The sequence below is a fragment of the Streptomyces sp. NPDC058697 genome, assembly GCF_042715345.1.
Classification (GTDB): Bacteria; Actinomycetota; Actinomycetes; order Streptomycetales; family Streptomycetaceae; genus Streptomyces; species Streptomyces liliifuscus.
Map to the genome: position 1 here is coordinate 298,912 of NZ_JBHXSU010000004.1, position 21,542 is coordinate 320,453.

Consider the following 21,542-nt stretch of genomic DNA (forward strand, 5'->3'; position numbering starts at 1 on the left):
GCGGTATGACAATCGGATTTCCTTCGCGTGCGGCCGTCTGCTGCTCCGCCGCCTGTGTGGTGGGCGCGCTGGCCTTCGCGCCGAGAACGGCCGCCGCCCACGACGGAGCCACCCCGGCCACTCCCCATGTCTCCGCGTCAAAACCCGCCACCGCGCGGCCCTCGACGCTGGACCGGCCCGGGACGCAGGTACGGCCCCGGGCCGGGGCGCCCAAGCTGCCCCAGGACGTCTCCGCCCGGTCGTGGGTGGTGGCCGACGCCGAGAGCGGCGAGGTGCTCGCGGCACACAACGCCCACCTCAAGCTGCCGCCCGCCAGCACGTTGAAGACCCTCTTCGCGCTGACCGTGCTGCCGGTGCTGCCCGCAGCGGTCCGGCACACCGTCACGGAGGAGGAACTGGCCGGCGTCGGCCCCGGCAGCAGCCGGGTCGGCATCGCCGCGGGGCGTACCTACAGCGCCGCCGACCTGTGGCGGGGCGTCTTCCTGAACTCCGGCAACGACGCCGTGCACGTACTGGCCGAGATGAACGGCGGCTGGCGCAGCACGGCCGCCCAGATGCAGGCCAAGGCCCGGTCCCTGGGCGCCCACGACACGCGGGTCGTCTCGCCCGACGGATACGACACGCCGGGCCAGGTGTCGTCCGCGTACGACCTTGCCGTCTTCGGGCGCGCCGGGCTGCGCAACGCGGACTTCGCGCGGTACGCCGCCACCGTCCGCGCCAAGTTCCCGGCCGACGGCTGGTCGTTCGAGATCCAGAACACCAACCGGCTGCTCACCGGCGCCGACGGGGTCGCGCCCTACCGAGGGCTCGTCGGCGTCAAGAACGGCTACACCTCCCAGGCGGGCAACACGCTCGTCGCCGCGGCGCGCCGGGACGGGCGCACCCTCGTCGTCACGGTGATGGACCCTCAGGCGGGCGGCGGATTCACCGTGTACGAGGAGGCGCGCTCGCTGCTCGACTGGGGCTTCGAGGCCGCCGGGCGTGTCGAACCGGTGGGCTCGCTGCTGCCGCCGCGCCGCGTGTCCACGGCGGGCCCGGCGGCAGTGCCCGCGGCCATGGCGGGCGAGGACGCCTCCGTCGGCTGGCTGGCGGAGGCGGGGACCCTCGCGGGCGCCGCGGGACTGGGCGCGGGTGCCGTGTCGCTGGTCCTGCGCCTCCACAGCGGGCGGTTCACCCGTGCCTGACCGACGGGCAGCCCGAGGAGCAGGCCGAGGGTGATCCACACATAGGTGTTGCTGCCGACGAAGCCGTCGATGCCGGACGCGTCGTCGAACCACAGCCACACCACACTGCTGCACAGCAGGACGTACAGGCCCCCGGCGATCCACAGCAGCCGTCTGCGCCGGAGCCCCTCCCCGAAGAGGATCGCGAGCGACGGCAGCAGCCAGACGAGGTGATGCACCCAGGTGATCGGGCTGAGGAGACAGGCGGCGAGCCCGGTGAGGGCGAAGGCGCCGAGGACGTCGTCCGCGGCCAGCGCCCGGCGCGCGCGCCACACCCACACGCCGAGCACGGCCAGCGCCGCCAGGGCCCAGGCGGCGCGGCTCGGTTCGGCGGGGTCGGCGAGCCGGGCCAGTACGCCTTGCAGCGACTGGTTGGAGACGTAGTCGAGGCGGCCGATGCGGGTGGTGTCCCAGACCGCCTCGGTCCAGTAGAAGCGGGAGGCGTCGGGCATGACCCAGGCCGCGAGTGCGGTGGCGGCAGCGGCGACGCCCACCGCGGTCCCGGCGGCTCGCCGCCGTCCGGCGAGGAGCAGCAGGACGATGAAGATCGCGGGCGTCAGCTTGATCGCGGCGGCGAGCCCGATCCCCACGCCGGCCCAGCGCACACGGCCCGTCGACAGCAGCCAGGCATCGCCGAGGACCAGGGCCAGGAGCACGAGGTTGACCTGGCCGAAGCTGAAGGTGTCGCGGACCGGTTCGAGAAGGGCGAGCAGACAGACCGTGACGGCGAGCCCGAACCAGCCGTGCCGGCGCAGCCTCTCCCCCGCCAGGACGTGCAGGACGAAGGCCGTCGCGGCGAGGTTGAGCAACAGGCACACGGCGATCGCGGCGTGCAGTCCGAACAGTGCCATCGGCAGCATGCTGACCGCGGCGAACGGCGGGTACGTGAAGCCGTACTCCGTCCCCGGCACCCGGTAGTCGTAGACGCTGCCGCCGTGGTGGATCCAGGCGTCGACGGCCCCGTGGTAGACCCGCAGGTCGAACCAGTCCCGCAGGAGCGGCACGGTCGCGGTGAAGACGGCCACAGCGGTGGCGAGGGCGAGCACGAAGAGCAGCCGCCCGCGGTCTGTACCGGTCAGCCTCATGCGGTCCGCCCCAGGACAGGTGCGGTCGTCGTCTGGTGCGCCTGCCAGAGCACGACCAGCGCGAGCATCCCGCCGGACACCGCCAGTGCCAGTTGCTCGGCATCGGGGGGACCGCCGCTTGGCAGGACCGCAAGCGCGAGGGCCCCGCTCACGGCGGCGACCCGGTGGCGTACGGATGTGCTGGGCGCGGCCGCGGCGATGAGGAACAGCCCCCACAGCGCGTACCAGGGGCGGATGGCCGGGCCGAGCACGGCCACCGTCGCCAGGCTGAGGCCCAGCGCGTAGACGGGGCTGAAGCGCGGGCTGCGCAGCCATATGGCGAGTATGGCGACGGCCGTGGCCACGAGGCCGAGGGCGTGCCAGGCGGGCAGCGCGAAGCGAGCGAGGTCGCTGCCCAGGCCTTGGAGCAGGGCACCGGTGGCACGGCCGAGGACGCTCGTGGGCGACAGGTTCTCCGGTGACACGGGCGTCTTGAGGGCGCCTATCCAGCCGTATCCCGTACCGGCGGCGGCCGTTGCCGCGACGGTGGTGGCCGCTGCGGCGGCCGTGGTCGTGGCGATGGCTCTTGCCATGCTGCGGCCGGCCCTCACCTGGAGGGCCACGACGGCCGCGAGGCCGAGCAGGGCAGGGACCTTGACGAGGGCCGCGAGCGTGACGAGCACCGCGCCCAGGACGGGCCACCGGCCGAGTGCCGCCACCAGGCCCGCGCCCAGCAGGCCGAGCATGATGGCGTCGTTGTGCGCGCCCGCGACGAGGTGCAGCAGCACGAGCGGGTTGAGCGCGCCGAGCCAGAGCGCGGCTGCCGGGTCCGCGCCGCTGTGCCTGGCCAGCCTCGGCAGCGCGGCCGCCATCAGCGCCACGCCGAGCAGCGCGACGACCCGCATGCCGAACAGCCCGGCGGGCACCTCGCCGCGGGTCAGCCCGGACAGCGCGGACGACACCGCGAGGAAGACCGGTCCGTACGGTGTCGCGGTCCGCTGCCACACGGGGGCGACCTCGTCCGCGAGCGGTCCGCCGAGTATGGCGGGGCCGTGCGTGTAGACGTCGATGTGCGCGTCGACCATCGCGCCCTGTGCGAGGTAGCTGTAGACGTCACGGCTGAACAGGGGTGGTGCCAGGAGCAACGGCGTGGCCCATACGGCGAGTACGACCAGCAGCGCTCGCGGGGTTGGGGGCTCGGGCCCTCTGATCACGCGGCCCAGCAGGCCCCAGGCCGCTATGAGCAGCACCACTCCGAAGTACACGCCGACCAGGCCGAGCGCCGCCCGTCCGGACGCGAGCGCCGGCAACTCCCGTACGGGCAGTGCCCCGGCCGTCTCGCCTCCCAGGGCGAGGACGACCGAGCCCGTGAGCCCGAGCAGTTGACAGCGACGCAGATCGACGGAGAAACCCTTGGCCAACACTCAGTCAGCGTGTCAACGCGGGGTGGCCGGAAAGCGACATGTCTCCCTCTGAGCGGCAGCCGCAGCATGTCCGCCGTGTTACCGGACGGCGGTCGGCTGTCCTCGGCCGTCGGACGTTCCCGTCCAACCGGCTCGAACACGGACACGCCCGTGCCGGCTAGAACACGGACACGCCCGTGAGGGTTGTGAAGCGGTCCAGGGCTGTTACTCCCGCCACCGAGTTGCCCCGCTCGTCCAGGCCGGGGCTCCAGACGCAGAGCGTGCAGCGGCCGGGGACGACGGCGATGATGCCGCCGCCGACGCCGCTCTTGCCCGGCAGGCCCACGCGGTAGGCGAAGTCGCCCGCCGCGTCGTAGGTGCCGCAGGTGAGCATGATCGCGTTGACCTGTTTGGACTGGCTCTGGGTCAGCAGGCGGGTGCCGTCGGAGCGGATGCCGTGGCGGGCGAGGAAGCCGGTGGCGAGGGCGAGGTCTGCGCAGGATGCTTCGATGGAGCACTGGTGGAAGTACTGGTCCAGGAGGACCGGGACCGGGTTCTCGATGTTCCCGTACGACGCCATGAAGTGGCCCAGGGCGGCGTTGCGGTCTCCGCGGGTTGCCTCGGAGGCGGCGACGTCCTTGTTGATGGCGAGTTGGTCGTTGCCGCTCTCCGCGCGCAGGAAGTCGAGGAGTGTGCGTGCCGCGTCGCCGGTTCGGGTGTGGAGGCGGTCGGTGACGACGAGGGCGCCGGCGTTGATGAACGGGTTGCGGGGGATACCGTTTTCGTACTCCAGCTGTACGAGGGAGTTGAAGGGGTTGCCGGAGGGTTCGCGGCCTACGTGTTCCCAGAGTTCGTCGCCTTCGCGGGCCAGGTCGAGGGCGAGGGTGAAGACCTTGGTGATGGACTGGGTCGAGAAGGGCTGGCGCCAGTCGCCGACGCCGTACACCGTGCCGTCCAGCTCTGCGACCGCCATGCCGAAGCTGTGCGGGTCGCAGGCCGCGAGCGCCGGGATGTAGTCGGCGGGGCGGCCGCGGTCGGGGGCGGCCGCGATCTCTTCGGCGATTCGCTGCAGGACCGGTTGGAAGGTCAGGGGCGAGCTCATGATCACCATTGTGACGCCGGTTCGTGTATGGGTGCGGGTTGGGTGGGGCTGGTCGCGCAGTTCCCCGCGCCCCTAAAAGCCGCGCCAGCCGCCCGCCGCCGAGTCGGGCCCGCGCCGGGGCATCCGATCACAGCTGTGTCATCCCGAACCATCAACTCACCCACGGGAGGTCGTGCTGAGATCGGAAACCCCGACACGCCCCCTCCGGCAGAAGGGCGACTACCGCCGAGTGGGGCCGCGCCCCGTCAGGGGCGCGGGGAACTGCGCGCTAAGCCCCCACCGGCCCGGCAGCCGACAAACGACCGCAAGCCCCCACCCCCCAGGGGCGCGGGGAACGGCGCAGTCTTTTGGCTTTAGGGGCGCGGGGAACTGCGCGACCAGCCACGACGCACCCGCACGTACGCACCCGGCCTCAGGCACGCTCATCAGGGGCGCGGGGAACTGCGCAATCTTTTAGGGGTGCGAGGAACGGCGCGAGCAACCCCCACCGGGCTGCACCCGGCGACGAACCCCCGGCCCCCTCAGCCCGGCTGGGAGCCCGCCAAGACCTCCGGGCGGAGCAGCGCCGCCAGGCGGTCCGCCGGGAGGAGGCCCTTTTCGAGGACCAGCTCGGCGACGCCGCGCCCGGTCGCGAGGGCCTCCTTCGCGATGTCCGTCGCGGCCGTATAGCCGATGTGGGGGTTCAGCGCGGTCACCAGGCCGATCGAGTTCTCCACGGTCACCCGCAGCGCGTCGGTGTTCGCCGTGATTCCGGCAACGCACCGCTCGGCCAGCGTCATGCAGGCCGCCCGCAGATGCGTCAGGCTCTCGGAGAGTGAGTGGAGAATGATCGGCTCGAACGCGTTCAGCTGGAGCTGCCCGGCCTCCGCCGCCATGGTGATCGTCACGTCGTTGCCGATCACCTCGAAGGCGACCTGGTTGACGACCTCGGGAATCACCGGATTCACCTTGCCTGGCATGATGCTCGAACCGGCCTGCACAGGCGGCAGGTTGATCTCGTTCAACCCGGCCCGCGGTCCGGACGACAGCAGCCGCAGGTCGTTGCAGCTCTTGGAGAGTTTTACGGCGATCCGCTTCAGCACTCCGGACATCTGGACGAACGCGCCGCAGTCCTGGGTCGCCTCGACCAGGTTCGCCGCCGTCACCAGGGGAAGACCGGTGATGTCCGCGAGGTGTCGGCGCGCCGCCTCGGCGTACCCGACGGGCGCGTTGAGCCCCGTACCAATCGCCGTCGCACCCAGGTTGATCTCGTGGATCAGCTCGACGGCCTCGGCGAGCCGGCTGCGGTCCTCGTCCAGCATCACCGCGTACGCGGAGAACTCCTGCCCGAGCGTCATCGGCACCGCGTCCTGGAGCTGGGTACGTCCCATCTTGAGGACGTCGCGGAACTCCAACGCCTTGGCCGCGAAGGCGTCCTGCAGTACGGACATCGCCTTCAGCAGCTCGCGTACGGCGAACACCGTGGCGACCTTGACGGCCGTCGGGTAGACGTCGTTGGTGGACTGCCCGAGGTTGACGTCCTCGTTCGGGTGCAGGAACTCGTACTCGCCCTTGGCGTGACCGAGAAGCTCCAGCGCCCGGTTGGCGACCACCTCGTTGGCGTTCATGTTGGTCGAGGTGCCGGCCCCGCCCTGGATGACGTCCACTACGAACTGGTCGTGCAGTTTCCCCTGCCGGATCTCCCGGCAGGCGGCCACGATCGCGGCCGCCTTCCGGGGTTCCAGCAGCCCGAGGTCCTCGTTGGCGCGGGCGGCTGCCTCCTTGACGGCGGCGAGCGCCTCGATCAGGTGCGGGTACGCGGAAATCGGCATCCCCGTGATGGGGAAGTTCTCCTTGGCACGCAGGGAGTGGACACCCCAGTACGCCTCGGCGGGGACGTCACGGTCGCCGAGAAGGTCGTGCTCACTGCGGACTGTCATGTCGGTGCGGTTCTTCCTTGTGGAGAGGGTGGGGTGGTGAGGCTGTGCACCTGCGGCGGATTCGTTGGGCTTTTCAGGACGTCGGAAGTCCTGCGATTGGGTCGAGTGCCCGGGCCGGGCGGATGCTTCCGACCACCGCGCCGCCGCCGAGGAGTGACGCCCCGGCGAACTCGGTGAGCGCGGACGGGTCTACGCCGCAGCGGGCCAGTGCCGCGGCGGTGACCGGTACGCGGGCCCGGTCGGCGCCGTCCGCGATCTTCACGGCGACCGCCCGGCCGTCGGGGAGCGCGGCGACCTGTACGCCCTCGAAGCCGTCCTTGGTGAGCAGGCCAGGTACGGCGCGCATCAGCGCGGCGACGTCGCGGCCTGTGCCGGACGCCATCTCGGCGTACTCGCGCATCGCGTCGGCGACTCGTGCCTCGGGGGTGCCGTGCGGGGCCGTCGTGATCCGGGCGGCGGCGCGCGCGAGCCCGTGCAGCGAGACGGAGAACAGCGGGGCGCCGCAGCCGTCGACGGTGACGCGGGCGATGGCCTGGCCGGTCAGGTCCTCGACGATCTCCGCGATCGCCTGCTGAAGCGGATGCGCGGGGTCGAGGTAGTCGTCGAGCGACCAGCCGTTCAGGCGTGCGGTGTAGAGCATCGCCGCGTGCTTGCCCGAGCAGTTCTGTGCGAGCCGGGAGGGCAGGCGGCCGGTGCGGATCCAGTCCTCTCGGACGACCGGGTCGTAGGGCAGGTCCGTGACGTTGCGCAGATTGTCCTCGGCGAGTCCGGCGAGTTCCAGGATCCGCCGGGTGCCGGCGAGATGGCGCTCCTCGCCGGAGTGGCTTGCGGCGGCCAGCGAGAGCAGGTCGCCGTCGAGCGGCAGCCCGGCCCGCAGCATCGCCACGGCCTGCACCGGCTTGAGGGCCGAGCGGGGGTAGAAGGCCGCCTCGATGTCACCGATCTGCAGTTCCACACTTCCGTCGGCGGCCAGCACTACCACCGATCCGTAGTGGATGCCTTCGATGACTCCGCCCCGTATGAGATGGGCGACGGGCGCGTGCAGCGGTTCGCGGATCGAGGGCGCCGCTGCGAGTGAGCAGCCGTAGTCGGCGAGGGTGCCTGAACTCATGCGTCCACCTTGGGCTTTCGTATCGACTCGACCCGGCGGCGTACGCCGTACCAGCCGGCGACCAGCGCCGCCACGATCAGCGGCAGGCAGAGGACCGTGGTGCGGCCCGCTCCTCCGTCCGCGTACATGAGGACCAGTACGGAGGCGAGGAAGAAGAGGGTCACGAGTTCGGTCCAGGGCGAGCCCGGGAGGCGGTAGCTCGGGCGGTCCAGCTCGCCGTCCTCCGTCTTCCGCCAGAACTGCAGATGACAGATCATGATCATGCCCCAGGTGGCGAGGATGCCGATCGCCGCGAAGTTCAGCACGATCTCGAACGCGTCGGCGGGGACGACGAAGTTGAGTCCGACGCCGAGTACACAGATACCGCTGGTCAGCAGGATTCCGCCGTACGGGACCTGGCTGCGGCTCATCACGGAGGTGAACTTCGGCGCCGAGCCCGACATCGACATGGAGCGCAGGATGCGGCCGGTCGAGTAGAGCCCGGAGTTGAGGCTGGACATGGCGGCGGTCATCACGACCAGGTTCATGACGCCGCCCGCGGCCGGGATGCCGATGTTGGAGAGCACGGTGACGAACGGGCTCTCTCCGGCGGTGTACTTGTTCCAGGGCAGCAGCATCGAGAGCAGGAGGACCGAGCCGACGTAGAAGAGGCCGACGCGCCACATGATCGAGTTGATGGCCTTCGGCATGATCTTCTCGGGGTTCTCGGTCTCGCCCGCCGCGACGCCCACCAGCTCGACGGAGGCGTAGGCGAAGACGACGCCCTGGACGATCAGCAGCATCGGCAGGAGGCCGTTGGGGAAGAGGCCGCCGTTGTCGGTGATCAGGGAGGGGCCGGGGGTGGTCCCGTCCACGGGGTTCTGCGTCACCAGCAGGAAGATGCCGATCAGCATGAAAGCGACGAGTGCGCCGACCTTGATGATCGCGAACCAGAACTCCAGCTCGCCGAAGATCTTCACCGAGATCAGGTTCACGGTCAGCACGACCGCGAGCGCGATGAGGGCGATCACCCACTGCGGGACGTCGGAGAACATGCCCCAGTAGTGGGTGTAGGTGGCGACCGCGGTGATGTCGGCGATACCGGTGGTCGCCCAGTTCAGGAAGTACATCCAGCCCGCGGTGTACGCGCCCTTCTCGCCCAGGAACTCCCGGGCGTAGGACACGAAGGCGCCTGACGAGGGCCGGTACAGGACGAGTTCGCCGAGGGCACGGACGACCAGGAAGGCGAAGACACCGCAGACGGCGTACGCGATGAAGAGCGAGGGTCCGGCGTCGGCGAGGCGGCCTCCGGCGCCGAGGAAGAGACCGGTGCCGATGGCGCCGCCGATGGCGATCATGTTGACGTGCCGGGACTTCAGGGACTTGCTGTAGCCCGCGTCACCGGCGTCGACATGAACAGCGGCTTTCCGTGTCTGCCCTGTCTCTTTTTCGAGGGACTGCTCGCTCACGCCTTCGGTCCGCCTTCCGTGGGGGTGTCCGCGCCGTCCGTGTGCTCGGAGCGCACGATCGCGGTGAGGGTCGTCTCGACGCGGTCGAGGTGGTGTGCCATGGCCTCGGTCGCGTCGTGTGCGCTGCCGTCGACCAGGGCCTCGACGATGGCGCGGTGTTCGCGGTTGGACTGCTCGCGGCGGCCCCCGAGCTCGTTCAGGAACGCCGACTGGCGGGCCAGCGCGTCCCGGATCTCCTCGATCACGCGGCGGAAGACCGGGTTCTGGGCGGCCTGCGCCACGGCGAGGTGGAAGAGCGTGTCCATGGCCACCCACGCGGTGGTGTCGGTCTCGCGCTCCATCCGATCCAGCAGGTGGGCCAGGTGGTCGAGGTCCTCGGGGGTGCGGCGCGCCGCCGCGTAGCCGGCCACGGGGATCTCGACGTGCCGCCGGACCTCCAGCAGGTCGCTGGCCGCGTAGTCGCCGAAGGTGGGGTCCTCGACGGGTCCGTTGGACAGCACGAATGTGCCCTTACCGGTCCGGGACACGGTCAGCCCCATGGTCTGCAGGGCCCGGAGTGCTTCGCGCAGCACCGGTCGGCTGACCTCCAGCCGTCGGCAGAGTTCCGCCTCGGAGGGGAGCTTGTCCCCCACGGCGTACTCACCGCGCTCAATGGCACCACGAAGGTGCCCGAGCACCGCTTCCATGGCGCTGATACGCCTCGGCACCGAGCCAGCTGTCTGGCTGTCTGACAGGTTCACGGGGGTGATCCTGGGGGTTACGGGAGGTGACTGTCAAGGGAGGCCCGGGGTGTGAGATCGCCTCGCGGGCCCCGCCCGCCCGGGCGATCAGAGGGGGCGGGCGTTCGGGCGACGGCCGCGGCACCGGCACCGGCACCGGCAGGCAGTCGTACGTCGGCCGTGGACCGGCCAGTCCTACTACGCCCAGGTGTGACCCCAGGGGCTACGCCCAGAGAGCCTCTGCCATCGAAACGCCCGCAAACGCCGCACCGAGGCCTACGGCCACGCTCGCGATCACGTTGGCGGTTGCGTAGAGACGGGCCCCGTCCTCGGCCAGCCGCAGGGTCTCGAACGAGAACGTCGAGTACGTGGTGAGCGCTCCGCACAGGCCGGTGCCGAGCAGCAGCTGGAGGTGCGAGGAGGCCGCTCCGGCCACGGCGGCGCCGGTGAGGGTGCCCAGGATCACGCAACCGACGACGTTCACCATGAAGGTGCCCCAGGGGAAGACCGTGTCGTGGCGGGACTGCACCGCGCGGTCGGTGAGATAGCGCAGCGGTGCACCGACCATGCCGCCGACGATCACCAACACCCAGTTCACAACGACTTCTTACCCTTCCCGCCCGTGGCGTTCATCGGCGCCGCGCCAGGGCCCGGCGCGTGGCCGTCACCGCGAGCCAGACCGCCGCGAGTGCCGCCACCAGGGTCGCGGCGAGATAGGCGAGGCCGGTGCGGGGATGGCCCGTGTCGACGAGTCTCTGGATGTCGACGGCGTACGTCGAGAAGGTGGTGAAGCCGCCGAGTACTCCGGTGCCGAAGAAGGGGCGTACCAGCGCGTGGGCCGCCCACGCCTCGGTGATCACGACCATGAAGACGCCGATCACGAAACATCCGCCGACGTTGACCCAGAACGTGGTCCACGGGAAGCCGCCCGTGTGCGTGGGCCAGAGGAGTGCGGCCCCGTAGCGCGCCGAGGCACCGAGCGCGCCGCCGACCGAGACCGCCGCCACGGCCGGCCCCTGCCCCCGCAAGACCGAAGGCCGTCGGCCGGACGCGCGCCGCTCCGCCGGTTCGTCCACCGTCTCGGAATCGGGGGCGGTCATGGGCGTACGTCTCCTGGTCGTGGCAGGAGATCAGGCTAACCCTGAGAGGTCAGGACGTGCCCGACGCCTCCTTCTCGACGGCCTCGAAACGGGCCGCCATCGCGGCCTGGAGCGCCTGGGCCGCCGACAACGGGCGGACCATGACCGTGAGCTCGTCGACGCGGCCGTCCTCGTCGAAGTGCAGGATGTCGCAGCCCTGGAGTGCGCGGTCGCCCACTCGCGCCTCGAAGACGAGGACGAGGTCCCGGCCGTCCGGGTTCGCGATCTCGCGGATGTAGTGGAAGTCCTCGAAGACCTCGATGACCGCCCCCAGGATCGCCGCGGTGATCGGCTTTCCCGCGTACGGCTTGAACACCACGGGGCTGGTGAACACGACGTCCTCGGCGAGCAGGTCGACGACGGCCGCGTGGTCGCCGTCCTCCACCGCCTTGCGGAAGGGATTCATCTGCCACCTCTTAGGTAACTAATTGATTAGCCACTTCGGACAGTAGTGGCCGCTGGTGGCATTGCGCAACGCCGGGGTAGGTACGTATGCATCACCGACCCCGGAGGTGCTGTCGTGTACTACCCGCTGACCGTCCGTGACTTCCTCGACCGCGCGGCCCACGTCTATCCGGACCGCGTCGCCGTCGTCGACGAACCGGAGCAGCCCGGGCCGAGCCTCGGCGAGCCCACCTACCGGGAGCTGGCGGCGCTCGCCCGTGCCCAGGCGGCCAAGCTCGACCAGCTGGACGTACCCGTGGGCGGCAGGGTGGCGGTGATCTCGCAGAACTCGGCGCGGCTGCTCACCTCGTTCTTCGGCGTCTCCGGCTGGGGGCGCGTCCTGGTTCCGGTGAACTTCCGGCTGACGCGGCCGGAGATCGACTACATCGTCCGGCACTCCGGTGCCTCGGTGGTCTACGCGGACGCGTCCTGCGCGGACGTGCTCGACACGCTCGACGTCAAGCACAAGTTCGTCCTCGGCGACGACGACGATCTGTTCCTTCGTGGCGTCGAGCCGCGGGAGTGGGCGGAGCCGGACGAGGGCGCGACGGCCAGCGTCAACTACACGTCCGGAACGACCGCCCGCCCCAAGGGAGTTCAGCTCACGCACCGCAATCTATGGCTCAACGCGGCCGTGTTCGGGCTGCACACCACGATCAGCGACCGTGACGTCTACCTCCACACGCTCCCGATGTTCCACGCGAACGGCTGGGGCATGCCGTACGGCGTCACGGGCGTCGGCGGCCGGCACATCGTGCTCCGTCAGGTCGACGGCGCCGAGATCCTGCGGCGCGTCGAGCGGCACGGCGTCACCCTGATGTGCGCGGCGCCCGCCGTCCTGAACGCCGTGCTCGACGCGGCCGCCGACTGGGAGGGCGAGATCCCCGGCCGCGACCGGGTCCGTATCGTCTGCGCGGGCGCGCCGCCGCCGACCCGCACCATCGAGCGTGTGATGGGCGAGCTGGGCTGGGAGTTCATCCAGATCTACGGGCTGACCGAGACCTCACCGCTCGTCACGGTCAACCGGGGGCGCGAGGAGTGGGACGACCTGGAGCCCACCGATCGGGCCCGGCGGCTGGGGCGGGCGGGGGTGCCCGCTCTCGGCGTACGCGTCGATGTGGACGTCGACGGCGAGGTGCTGACCGCGTCGAACCACAACCTGGACGGCTACTGGGACCAGCCCGAGGAGACCTCGAAGGCGCAGGCGGGCGGCTGGTTCCACACCGGGGACGGCGGATACCTCGACGACGAGGGGTACTTGGTGATCTCCGATCGCAAGAAGGACGTCATCATCTCGGGCGGCGAGAACGTCTCGTCGATCGAGGTGGAGGACGTGCTCACCTCGCATCCGGCCGTGCGCGAGGTCGCGGTCATCGGGATTCCGGACGCCAAGTGGGGCGAGCTGGTGACCGCGCTCGTCGTGACGGACGGATCGGGCGTCACCGCCGAGGAGCTGATCGCGCACTGCCGTACGCGGCTGGCCGGGTTCAAGACGCCCAAGCGGGTCGACTTCGTGGAGTCGCTGCCGCGCACGGCGACGGGGAAGCTGCAGAAGTTCAAGCTGCGGGAGCCGTTCTGGCGCGAGTGAGGCCGCGAGCGGTGAGGGGGTGACGGAAGCGGTCCTGCTTCCGTCACCCCCTCACCACGACTTCAGACCGTCACCGGTGGCTGAACCACGCCATCGCCGGCAGTGCCCTGTCGTCGTAGCCGAACAGGGCCTGGTTCTCCCAGCCGTTGCCGGAGGAGGGGTCCGTCGGGTCCCAGCCGTTGCCGGTGACCGCGGTCCAGGTGGACTCCCAGTAGAAGATGCCGAGTCCGCGGCCGTTCGGGACGGCCTCCACGATGCTCGCCATGTCCTTCATCCACTGCGTCTGGCCGGTGGTCGAGGCCGGGTAGCCGGCCACCAGCTCGCTGCTGAGGTCGATGATGTTCTCGTGCGAGTCCTTGCTGTCCAGCCGGAAGGGGTACGCCGTCTCGGCGAGGTACACGGGCTTGCCGTAGCGGGCCGCCGCGTCGTCCAGCGTCGTCTGGAAGTCGACGAGCGTGCCGTGCCAGTAGCCGTAGTAGGACAGCCCGATGACGTCGAACTTCACGCCGTTGGAGACCGCGCTGTCGAACCACCAGCGGGTGCCCGCCAGATCGCCGCCCTTGGCGAGGTGCAGGGCCACGGTGGTTCCGGAGTTGACCGCCTTGACCGCGTCGTAGCCGGAGTTGAGCAGCCCGGCGAGCTGCGACCAGTTCGAGGTGGAACCCTCGTTCCAGAGCATGCCGCCGTTGATCTCGTTGCCGACCTGCACCATGTCGGCCGTGGTGCCCTGCGCCTTCAGCGCGTTCAGCACGTCGTACGTGTGGTTGTAGACGTCGGTCCTGAGCTGGCTGTACGAGTGTCCTGCCCAGGCGGCGGGCTTGGACTGGGCGCCCGGGTCGGCCCAGGTGTCCGAGTAGTGGAAGTCGACGAGGAGCTTCATGCCCTGCGCCTTGACGCGCTTTGCCGTCGTCAGGACGCGCGCCTTGTTGTTGTAGCCGTCCGCGGGGTTCACCCACACCTTGAGGCGGGCGTAGTTCTGCCCGGCGGACTTGAGGATGGCGAGCGCGTCACCGGTCGTGCCGGAACTGTTCTTGTAGACGCCGCCCTTGGCCTCGCTCTTGGCGAGCGACGACACGTCGGAGCCCTTGATGGGCAGGCCCGCGGTGCCGGAGGTGAACGTCAGGTCGTCGACGTTGATCCAGTTGCCCGCCTTCGCATCGGAGTTGATGCTGATCGTGCACTGGTTGTTCGTCACGGCGACGGGGGTGACGATACGTATCCAGCCGCTGGACGAGACCGGGATGTCGGTGCGCTGTTCCGCACCGCCGCAGTTCTTCAGGGCGAGGTAGGCGGAGTTCTGGCCGCCGCCCGAGCGCACCCAGGCGGTGAGCTTGTAGTTGCCGTTCGTGAGGCCGGAGAGGTACTGGTACGTCTCCACCTTGTAGGCGGAGGCCGAGTAGTGCGTCAGGCGGTAGCTGCCGCCGTGGCCGCCCGACTCCGTGAAGGAGGCCGCGGTCTGGCCGCCCGCCGAGTAGGTCGACCAGCCGGTCGGGGTGGTGGTGCCTGTGCCGTTCGACTCGAAGCCGGCGTTGGTGAGGGTGCTTGCGGCGTGGGCGCTCTGCGGGGGCAGGGCGGTGAGGGCGAGGGCGGCTGCCAGCGGTAGCAGCAGGGCCTTGAGTGTGCGTCTGGGATGGAACATCGTCGTCCGTCGTCCCTTCGACGTGATGATGTGGATGTGCCCTGGAGGGGGCTGGGGGTGGGGTTCTTCGCCCCCGCCGCCCCTACCCGTTCCCGTCCCTTCTGGGGGCTCCGCCCCCAGACCCCCGTATCGGCCTGAACGGCCTCGTCCTCAAACGCCGGACGGGCTGGTGGTGTCGGCCCGGGCTGCGAAAATCTTTAGCCTCTCCGGCGTTTGAGGAGCGGGGGTTCGGGGGGCTGGCCCCCCGAAACGGACGGGAATGGGTAGGGGCGGCGGGGGCGAAAACAATGGGCGAGTCACTCGTCGAGGCGCACAACCCGGACGCCCCCGGCGGGCACCGCCAAGCGCCCCGCCGCCCGCTCACCGGTGAGCAACTCCGTACCAGGCGCATCGAGCGCCACCTTCGCATCGACCCCGGAGTGGTTGATCGCGAAGAGGAACACCCCCGACTCCCCCACCCGCCGCACCACTTCGACATCCCGAGGCAGATCCGCCCGCGGCGCGATCCGCGCATCATCGGCGGCCCAGCCGACAAGCGCGTCGAGCCCCTGGGCCCCGAGCCGCGTGGACACGTACCAGGCGGACCCCTCCCCGAGCCGGTGCCGGGTGACGGCCGGATGCCCCTCGGTGAGCCCGTCGGCGTACGTCCACACGGTCTCGGCACCGCGAGGCACGACGAACTCGGTCCAGACGTCCCCGGCGAGTTCGGATCCGTCGGGCCCGGTGATGCGGACCCGGTCGCCGGCGAGCAGCGGTGAGAACTCCTCGACGGTCAGGCCGAGTACGTCCCGCAGCGGGCCGGGGTAGGGGCCGTCGTGCACGGCGTCGTGCTCGTCGACGATGCCGGAGAAGTACGAGACGACGAGGGTGCCCCCGTTCTCGACGTACTCCGTGAGGTTCTGTCCGGCGGCCTCGGTCATCAGGTAGAGGGCCGGCACGACGACAAGGGGATAGGCCGACAAGTCGGCTTCGGGGTGGGCGAAGTCGACGGTGAGGTGGCGGTCGTAGAGGGCTTCGTAGAAGGCGTCGGCGCGCTCGCGCGGGTCGTGGTCCTCGCTGGGGCGCCACTGGAGGTTCTGCGCCCACCAGGAGTGCCAGTCCCACAGGACGGCGGCGTCGGCCTGGGTGCGGGTGCCGCGGATCGTACTCAACGCGTCGACGGACGCGCCGAGTTCGACGACCTCGCGCCACACGCGCGAATCCGTGCCCGCGTGCGGCAGCATCGCCGAGTGGAACTTCTCCGCGCCGCGCCGTGACTGCCGCCACTGGAAGAACATGGCGCCGTCGGAGCCGCGGGCCACATGGGCGAGGGAGTTGCGGGCCATCTGGCCGGGTGCCTTGGCGGGGTTGCGGGTCTGCCAGTTGACGCCCGAGGTGGAGTGTTCGAGGAGCAGCCAGGGGGCGCCGCCGGCGACGGAGCGGGTGAGGTCGGCGGCCATCGCGAGGTTCACATGCGTACGGCGGCCGTCGGTGATCAGGTAGTGGTCATTGGTGACGAGGTCGACCTCGCGGCCCCAGGCCCAGTAGTCGACGGAGTCGCACTGGCTGAGGGCGGTCATGAAGTTGGTGGTGACGGGTATGCCGGGCGCGAGCCGGTGCAGGATGTCCCGCTCGGCGACGAAGTTCTCGCGCATGGTGTCGTCGGCGAACCGCTTGTAGTCGAGCGCCTGCGCCGGGTTGCCGACCGTCGGGGCAACCCGGGGCGGGTTGATCTGGTCGAGGTCCGCGTACCGCTGGCCCCAGAAGGCCGTGCCCCAGGCCTCGTTGACCGCGTCGACCGTGCCGTACGTCCTGGCGAGCCAGCGGCGGAAGTGGGCGGCGCAGCTTTCGCAGTAGCAGGCCGAGACGGGGACGCCGTACTCGTTGTGGACGTGCCACATCGCGAGTGCCGGGTGGTCGGCGTACCGGGTGGCGAGCTTGGTGGTGATGTCCGCGGCGGCCGAGCGGTAGTGGGTGTTGCTGTGGCAGATGGCGCCGCGTGAGCCGAACTCGTAGCGGGTGCCGTCGGCGGCCACGGGCAGGGCCTCGGGGTGCTCGCGGTAGAACCAGGCGGGCGGCGCCACCGTCGGCGTACCGAGGTCGGCGCGTATCCCGTTCTCGTGCAGCAGGTCGAGGAGCCGGTCGAGCCAGCCGAAGTCGTGGTTCCCGGGCTCGGGCTCCAGCAGTGCCCAGGAGAAGATTCCGACGCTGACCATCGTGACGCCGGCCTCGCGCATCAGCCGGACGTCTTCGGGCCAGACGGATTCCGGCCACTGTTCGGGGTTGTAGTCCCCACCGAAGGCGAGCCTGGTGAGGCCCTTGGGGGTGGTCTCCGGCATGGATTGTCTCCCGGTCGATCGATCATTTGGGAACGTGCACACACAGCTCCAATGGCGCGGGGCCAACATAACCGCACAGCAACAACCATTGACAAGTGTCCTGGATGTTTCTCTACTGTGAACGCTCACAGAAGCAGCACGGGCAAGTCACACCGGCTGAAGCGCCGGAGGCGAGCCGCACAGGAAAAAAAGGGGCAGGCCTCCGCAGCAGGCGGAGACCACGGTCAGGGAGATAGATCCATGCCACACACGAAGCTGCGTCGCCTCGTGACCATCTCGGTCGCCGTCACGCTCGGCGCCACCGCACTTGCCGCCTGCGGCTCCTCGGACGACAACGACAGCGAGGCCGACTCGGGGCCGGTCTCGCTGACGTACTGGTCCTGGACGCCGGGCATGGACAAGGTCGCCGACCTGTGGAACAACGGCCAGGGCAAGAAGGACCAGATCAAGGTCACGGTCAAGAAGCAGGCGTCCGGCGACACGCTGGTCACCAAGATCCTCACCGCACACAAGGCCAAGAAGGCCCCCGACCTGGTCCAGGCCGAGTACCAGGCGCTGCCGACCCTGGTCAGCAATGACGCCCTCGCCGACATAGCCGGCGACGTCGACGGCGTGAAGGACAAGTTCGCCGACGGCGTCTGGCAGCAGACCACGCTGGGCTCGGACGCGGTGTACGCGATCCCGCAGGACTCCGGGCCGATGATGTTCTACTACCGCCAGGACCTGTTCAAGAAGTACGGCCTCGAAGTCCCGGAGACCTGGGACCAGTTCGCCGAGACCGCCCGCGCGCTGAAGAAGAAGTCGCCGGGCACGGACCTGACCACCTTCTCCGCCAACGACTCCGGTCTCTTCGCGGGTCTCGCCCAGCAGGCGGGCGCCAAGTGGTGGACGACAGAGGGCCAGAAGTGGAAGGTCGGCATCGACGACGCGGCGACGCAGAAGGTCGCCGACTTCTGGGGCGGTCTCGTCAAGGAGGGCGCGATCGACAACCAGCCGATGTACACCCCGGCCTGGAACAAGGCGCTCAACACCGGCAAGCAGATCGCCTGGGTCAGCGCCGTCTGGGCGCCCGGCACCCTGACCACCGCCGCGCCCGACACCAAGGGCAAGTGGGCGATGGCCCCGCTGCCGCAGTGGTCCGCGGGTGAGAACGTCACGGGCAGCTGGGGCGGTTCGTCCACGGCCGTCACCACGGACTCCAAGCACAAGTCGGCCGCCGCGAAGTTCGCCGCCTGGCTGAACACGGACCCCCAGGCGCTGACCGCGCTCGCGAAGGAGGGCGGCATCTACCCGGCCGCCACCAACGCGCAGACCAGTGGCGCCTTCACCGAGCCGCCGGCGTACTTCTCCAACCAGCCGGACTTCTACACCCAGGCCTCCGCCATCGCGAAGACCGCCGCGCCCTCCGCGTGGGGCCCGAACGTGAACGTCGCGTACACCACGTTCAAGGACGCGTTCGGCGCCGCCGCCAAGAACAAGTCGGACTTCGGAGCCGCCCTGAAGACGATGCAGGGCGAAACCGTCGCCGACCTCGAGAAGCAGGGCTTCGAGGTCGCGGAGTGACGAGCGCACGCCGGAAGTCGTACGGGGTCAAGGGGGCCCCGTACGCCTTCCTCCTCCCAGCCACGATCCTCTTCGCCCTCTTCTTCGCGCTGCCCATCGGCTACGCGATGTGGCTCAGCCTGCACAAGGTCCAGGTCAAGGGCCTCGGCCTGGGCGCGGGCGCCCGCGAGGAGGTCTGGGCGGGCCTGGAGAACTACACCGACTCCCTCACCGACTCCCAGCTGCTCGACGGCGCCGTGCGTGTGCTCGGCTACGGCGCCATCGTGGTGCCGGTGATGCTCGGGCTCGCGCTGCTCTTCGCGCTGATGCTCGACACCGACCGGGTCCGCCTCGCACCGGTCACCCGGCTCGCGATCTTCCTCCCGTACGCCATTCCCGGTGTCGTCGCGGCCATGCTGTGGGGCTTTCTGTACCTGCCGGACGTCAGCCCCTTCTACTTCGTCCTCGACAGGCTGGGCATGCCGCAGCCGGATCTGCTGGACGGCGGGCCGCTGTATCTCGCGCTGTCCAACATCGCGGTGTGGGGCGGCACCGGCTTCAACATGATCGTCATCTACACCGCGCTGCAGGCCATCCCGGCCGAGGTGTACGAGGCGGCGAAGCTGGACGGCGCCACCCCGCTGCAGATCGCGATCAGGATCAAGATCCCGATGGTGGCGCCCTCGCTGGTGCTGACCTTCTTCTTCTCGATCATCGCGACGCTCCAGGTGTTCAGCGAGCCGACCACCCTCAAGCCCCTGACCAACTCCGTGTCCACGACCTGGAGTCCGCTGATGAAGGTGTACCAGGACGCCTTCGGCAAGGGCGACATCCACTCGGCGGCGGCGACCGCGGTGATCATCGCCCTCGTCACGCTGGTCCTGTCCTTCGGCTTCCTGCGGGCCGCGAACTCCCGTAACAAGCAGGAGGCAGCACAGTGAGTTCTCTTGCCGTCCGCAAGGCGTCCCCGGCCGCGGGGACGACACCCGGCACCGCCCAGGGGCCGCCGCTGCGCCGCCGGATCGCCTTCGTCCCGACGGTGACGCTGCTGATCGGCGCGATCTACTGTCTGCTGCCGGTGGCGTGGGTGGTGATCGCGTCGACCAAGTCGGGCAGCGAGCTGTTCTCGACGTTCACGTTCCTGCCCGGCACGGGCTTCGCCGACAACGTGACAGACCTGAACGCCTACCGCGACGGCGTCTACTGGAAGTGGATGGGCAACTCCGCCCTCTACGCGGGCCTCGGCGCCCTCCTGTCCACCGTCGTCTCCGCGTTCAGCGGCTACGCCCTCGCGATCTACCGCTTCCGCGGCCGCGAGACCATCTTCAACATCCTGATGGCGGGCGTGCTGATGCCGCCGGTGATCCTCGCGATCCCGCAGTATCTGCTCATGGCCAAGGCCGACCTCACGGACTCCTACGCGTCCGTCCTGCTGCCGCTGATCCTGTCCCCGTACGGCGTGTATCTCGCGCGGATCTACGCCGCCGCCGCGGTGCCCGGCGATGTCGTCGAGGCGGGGCGGATGGACGGGGCGAGCGAGCTGGGAATCTTCACCCGGATCGCGCTGCCGATGATGGTGCCCGGACTGGTGACGGTGTTCCTCTTCCAGTTCGTGGCGGTGTGGAACAACTTCCTGCTGCCGTACATCATGCTCAGCGACGACGAGAAGTTCCCGATCACCCTCGGTCTGTTCACCCTGCTCGAACAAGGCTCCAACACGCCGGCCCTCTACACACTGGTGATCACCGGCGCGCTGCTCGCGGTCATTCCGCTCATCGCTCTGTTCCTGGTCATCCAGCGGTTCTGGAGCCTCGATCTGCTGTCGGGAGCCGTAAAGTCGTGACCATGAGCCAATCGGGGGGCCGGCGCAAACCGCCGACGATTCACGATGTCGCGCGCGAGGCGGGAGTCTCACGAGGGACCGTCTCGCGTGTGCTCAACGGCGGGCACTATGTGAGTCCCACGGCCCAGGAGGCGGTCAACGCCGCCATCCGCAGGACGGGCTACGTCGTGAACCGGCACGCCCGCTCACTGATCACCGGACGCTCGGACTCGATCGGCTTCCTCCTCACCGAACCGCAGGAGAGGTTCTTCGAGGACCCCAACTTCAATGTCCTGCTGCGGGGTTGTACGCAGGCACTGGCGGCGCACGACATCCCGCTGCTGCTGATGCTGGCGGGCACCGAGGACGAGCGGCGCCGCATCACCCGGTACATCACGGCGGGTCATGTCGACGGCGTGCTGCTGGTCTCCAGCCACTCCGGCGACCCGGTCGCCGAGCAACTGCGCGAGGCGGGGGTGCCGCTCGTCATGTGCGGCAAGCCCATCGGGGTGGGCTCCAAGGTGAGTTACGTGGCCGCGGACGACCGGGACGGCGCCCGGGACATGGTGCGCCATCTGGTGTCGCTGGGCCGTCGCCGTATCGGCGTGGTGACCGGTCCCCTGGACACACCCGGCGGTGTGGAGCGGCTCGCGGGCTACCGGGAGGTGCTCACGGAGTCGGGCATCGACTTCGACGAACGGCTCGTCGTGTCCGGGGACTACAGCCGGGCCAGCGGCGAGGCGGGCGCGGAACGGCTCCTGGCCCAGTGCCCGGACGTGGACGCCGTGTTCGTCGCGTCCGACCTGATGGCTCAGGGCGTCCTCACCTCACTGGAACGGGCCGGTCGCCGCGTCCCGGAGGACGTCTCGGTGGGCGGCTTCGACGACTCCTCGGCCGCCCTGGCAGCGCGCCCCCAGCTGACGACCATCCGGCAGCCCTACGACCGGATCAGCGCCGAGATGGTACGGGTGCTGCTCGCACAGATCGGCGGAGAGGATCCGGCGGCGGTGATCCTGCCGACGGAACTGGTGAAGCGTCAGTCCACCTGAAGCGTGTTGCAG

Annotated in this window: 17 protein-coding genes and 1 pseudogene; 6 read left to right on the top strand and 12 right to left on the bottom strand. The window is 69.9% G+C overall.

The features are described from left to right. Window positions 1–5: 5 nt before the first annotated feature. Window positions 6–848, top strand: a pseudogene (locus ACFWXQ_RS12225) (D-alanyl-D-alanine carboxypeptidase family protein); the annotation flags it as partial. A gap of 59 nt (window positions 849–907) precedes the next feature. Here the strand turns inward: ACFWXQ_RS12225 and ACFWXQ_RS12230 are convergent. The 10 genes from ACFWXQ_RS12230 to ACFWXQ_RS12275 form a co-directional block, all read right to left on the bottom strand. Then, window positions 908–2,308 (bottom strand): glycosyltransferase 87 family protein, encoded by a 1,401-nt coding sequence (locus ACFWXQ_RS12230; RefSeq protein WP_383953195.1) that lies wholly within the window; start codon window positions 2,306–2,308, stop codon window positions 908–910. Further along, on the bottom strand, window positions 2,305–3,711 hold the full coding sequence (gene mptB, locus ACFWXQ_RS12235) for a polyprenol phosphomannose-dependent alpha 1,6 mannosyltransferase MptB (protein ID WP_383953193.1): 1,407 nt from the start codon (window positions 3,709–3,711) through the stop codon (window positions 2,305–2,307). Before mptB ends, ACFWXQ_RS12230 begins: the two co-directional genes overlap by 4 nt. 157 nt (window positions 3,712–3,868) lie before the next feature. Further along, window positions 3,869–4,801, bottom strand: coding sequence for a glutaminase (locus ACFWXQ_RS12240; RefSeq protein ID WP_383953191.1), 933 nt, complete (start codon window positions 4,799–4,801; stop codon window positions 3,869–3,871). A gap of 512 nt (window positions 4,802–5,313) precedes the next feature. Next, entirely contained in the window at window positions 5,314–6,711 is a 1,398-nt protein-coding gene (gene aspA / locus ACFWXQ_RS12245) for an aspartate ammonia-lyase (RefSeq protein WP_383955250.1), read from the bottom strand. A gap of 73 nt (window positions 6,712–6,784) precedes the next feature. Continuing rightward, window positions 6,785–7,822 carry an asparaginase gene (locus tag ACFWXQ_RS12250; RefSeq protein ID WP_383955247.1) on the bottom strand — a complete coding sequence of 346 codons (1,038 nt, stop codon included), beginning with the start codon at window positions 7,820–7,822 and terminating at the stop codon, window positions 6,785–6,787. Next, complete coding sequence (locus tag ACFWXQ_RS12255) at window positions 7,819–9,270, bottom strand: amino acid permease (protein WP_383955244.1); 1,452 nt, start codon at window positions 9,268–9,270, stop codon at window positions 7,819–7,821. Before ACFWXQ_RS12255 ends, ACFWXQ_RS12250 begins: the two co-directional genes overlap by 4 nt. Then, entirely contained in the window at window positions 9,267–10,010 is a 744-nt protein-coding gene (locus ACFWXQ_RS12260) for a FadR/GntR family transcriptional regulator (protein WP_383955241.1), read from the bottom strand. Before ACFWXQ_RS12260 ends, ACFWXQ_RS12255 begins: the two co-directional genes overlap by 4 nt. A 202-nt stretch (window positions 10,011–10,212) precedes the next feature. Beyond that, window positions 10,213–10,587 (bottom strand): fluoride efflux transporter CrcB, encoded by a 375-nt coding sequence (gene crcB, locus ACFWXQ_RS12265; protein WP_383955238.1) that lies wholly within the window; start codon window positions 10,585–10,587, stop codon window positions 10,213–10,215. A gap of 31 nt (window positions 10,588–10,618) precedes the next feature. After that, the gene (gene crcB, locus ACFWXQ_RS12270) at window positions 10,619–11,089 is read right to left on the bottom strand and encodes a fluoride efflux transporter CrcB (protein ID WP_383955236.1); all 471 of its coding nucleotides are present in this window, start codon (window positions 11,087–11,089) and stop codon (window positions 10,619–10,621) included. A gap of 49 nt (window positions 11,090–11,138) precedes the next feature. Beyond that, window positions 11,139–11,534: a nuclear transport factor 2 family protein gene (locus tag ACFWXQ_RS12275; RefSeq protein ID WP_383955233.1), complete on the bottom strand. Its 396-nt coding sequence runs from the start codon at window positions 11,532–11,534 to the stop codon at window positions 11,139–11,141. Between the two features lie 114 nt (window positions 11,535–11,648). Between ACFWXQ_RS12275 and ACFWXQ_RS12280 the strand changes: the two genes are divergently transcribed. Continuing rightward, window positions 11,649–13,160: an AMP-binding protein gene (locus tag ACFWXQ_RS12280; protein ID WP_386268100.1), complete on the top strand. Its 1,512-nt coding sequence runs from the start codon at window positions 11,649–11,651 to the stop codon at window positions 13,158–13,160. Window positions 13,161–13,230: 70 nt separating this feature from the next. On the opposite strand, the gene ACFWXQ_RS12285 is transcribed toward ACFWXQ_RS12280, so the two are convergent. Both ACFWXQ_RS12285 and ACFWXQ_RS12290 read right to left on the bottom strand, forming a co-directional pair. Continuing rightward, the gene (locus ACFWXQ_RS12285; RefSeq protein WP_383957437.1) at window positions 13,231–14,799 is read right to left on the bottom strand and encodes an arabinogalactan endo-beta-1,4-galactanase; all 1,569 of its coding nucleotides are present in this window, start codon (window positions 14,797–14,799) and stop codon (window positions 13,231–13,233) included. A gap of 296 nt (window positions 14,800–15,095) precedes the next feature. After that, the gene (locus tag ACFWXQ_RS12290) at window positions 15,096–17,117 is read right to left on the bottom strand and encodes a beta-galactosidase (RefSeq protein ID WP_386268102.1); all 2,022 of its coding nucleotides are present in this window, start codon (window positions 17,115–17,117) and stop codon (window positions 15,096–15,098) included. Window positions 17,118–17,357: 240 nt separating this feature from the next. Between ACFWXQ_RS12290 and ACFWXQ_RS12295 the strand changes: the two genes are divergently transcribed. The 4 genes from ACFWXQ_RS12295 to ACFWXQ_RS12310 are packed head-to-tail and all read left to right on the top strand — an operon-like array spanning window position 17,358 to window position 21,530. Then, window positions 17,358–18,680 (top strand): ABC transporter substrate-binding protein, encoded by a 1,323-nt coding sequence (locus ACFWXQ_RS12295; RefSeq protein WP_383954873.1) that lies wholly within the window; start codon window positions 17,358–17,360, stop codon window positions 18,678–18,680. Further along, window positions 18,677–19,600 (top strand): carbohydrate ABC transporter permease, encoded by a 924-nt coding sequence (locus ACFWXQ_RS12300; RefSeq protein WP_383954871.1) that lies wholly within the window; start codon window positions 18,677–18,679, stop codon window positions 19,598–19,600. Before ACFWXQ_RS12295 ends, ACFWXQ_RS12300 begins: the two co-directional genes overlap by 4 nt. After that, window positions 19,597–20,502, top strand: a complete 906-nt coding sequence (locus ACFWXQ_RS12305) for a carbohydrate ABC transporter permease (protein ID WP_383954869.1) — start codon at window positions 19,597–19,599, stop codon at window positions 20,500–20,502. The genes ACFWXQ_RS12300 and ACFWXQ_RS12305 overlap by 4 nt, the downstream gene beginning before the upstream one ends. Next, window positions 20,499–21,530, top strand: a complete 1,032-nt coding sequence (locus tag ACFWXQ_RS12310) for a LacI family DNA-binding transcriptional regulator (RefSeq protein WP_383954867.1) — start codon at window positions 20,499–20,501, stop codon at window positions 21,528–21,530. Before ACFWXQ_RS12305 ends, ACFWXQ_RS12310 begins: the two co-directional genes overlap by 4 nt. Window positions 21,531–21,542: the final 12 nt, after the last annotated feature.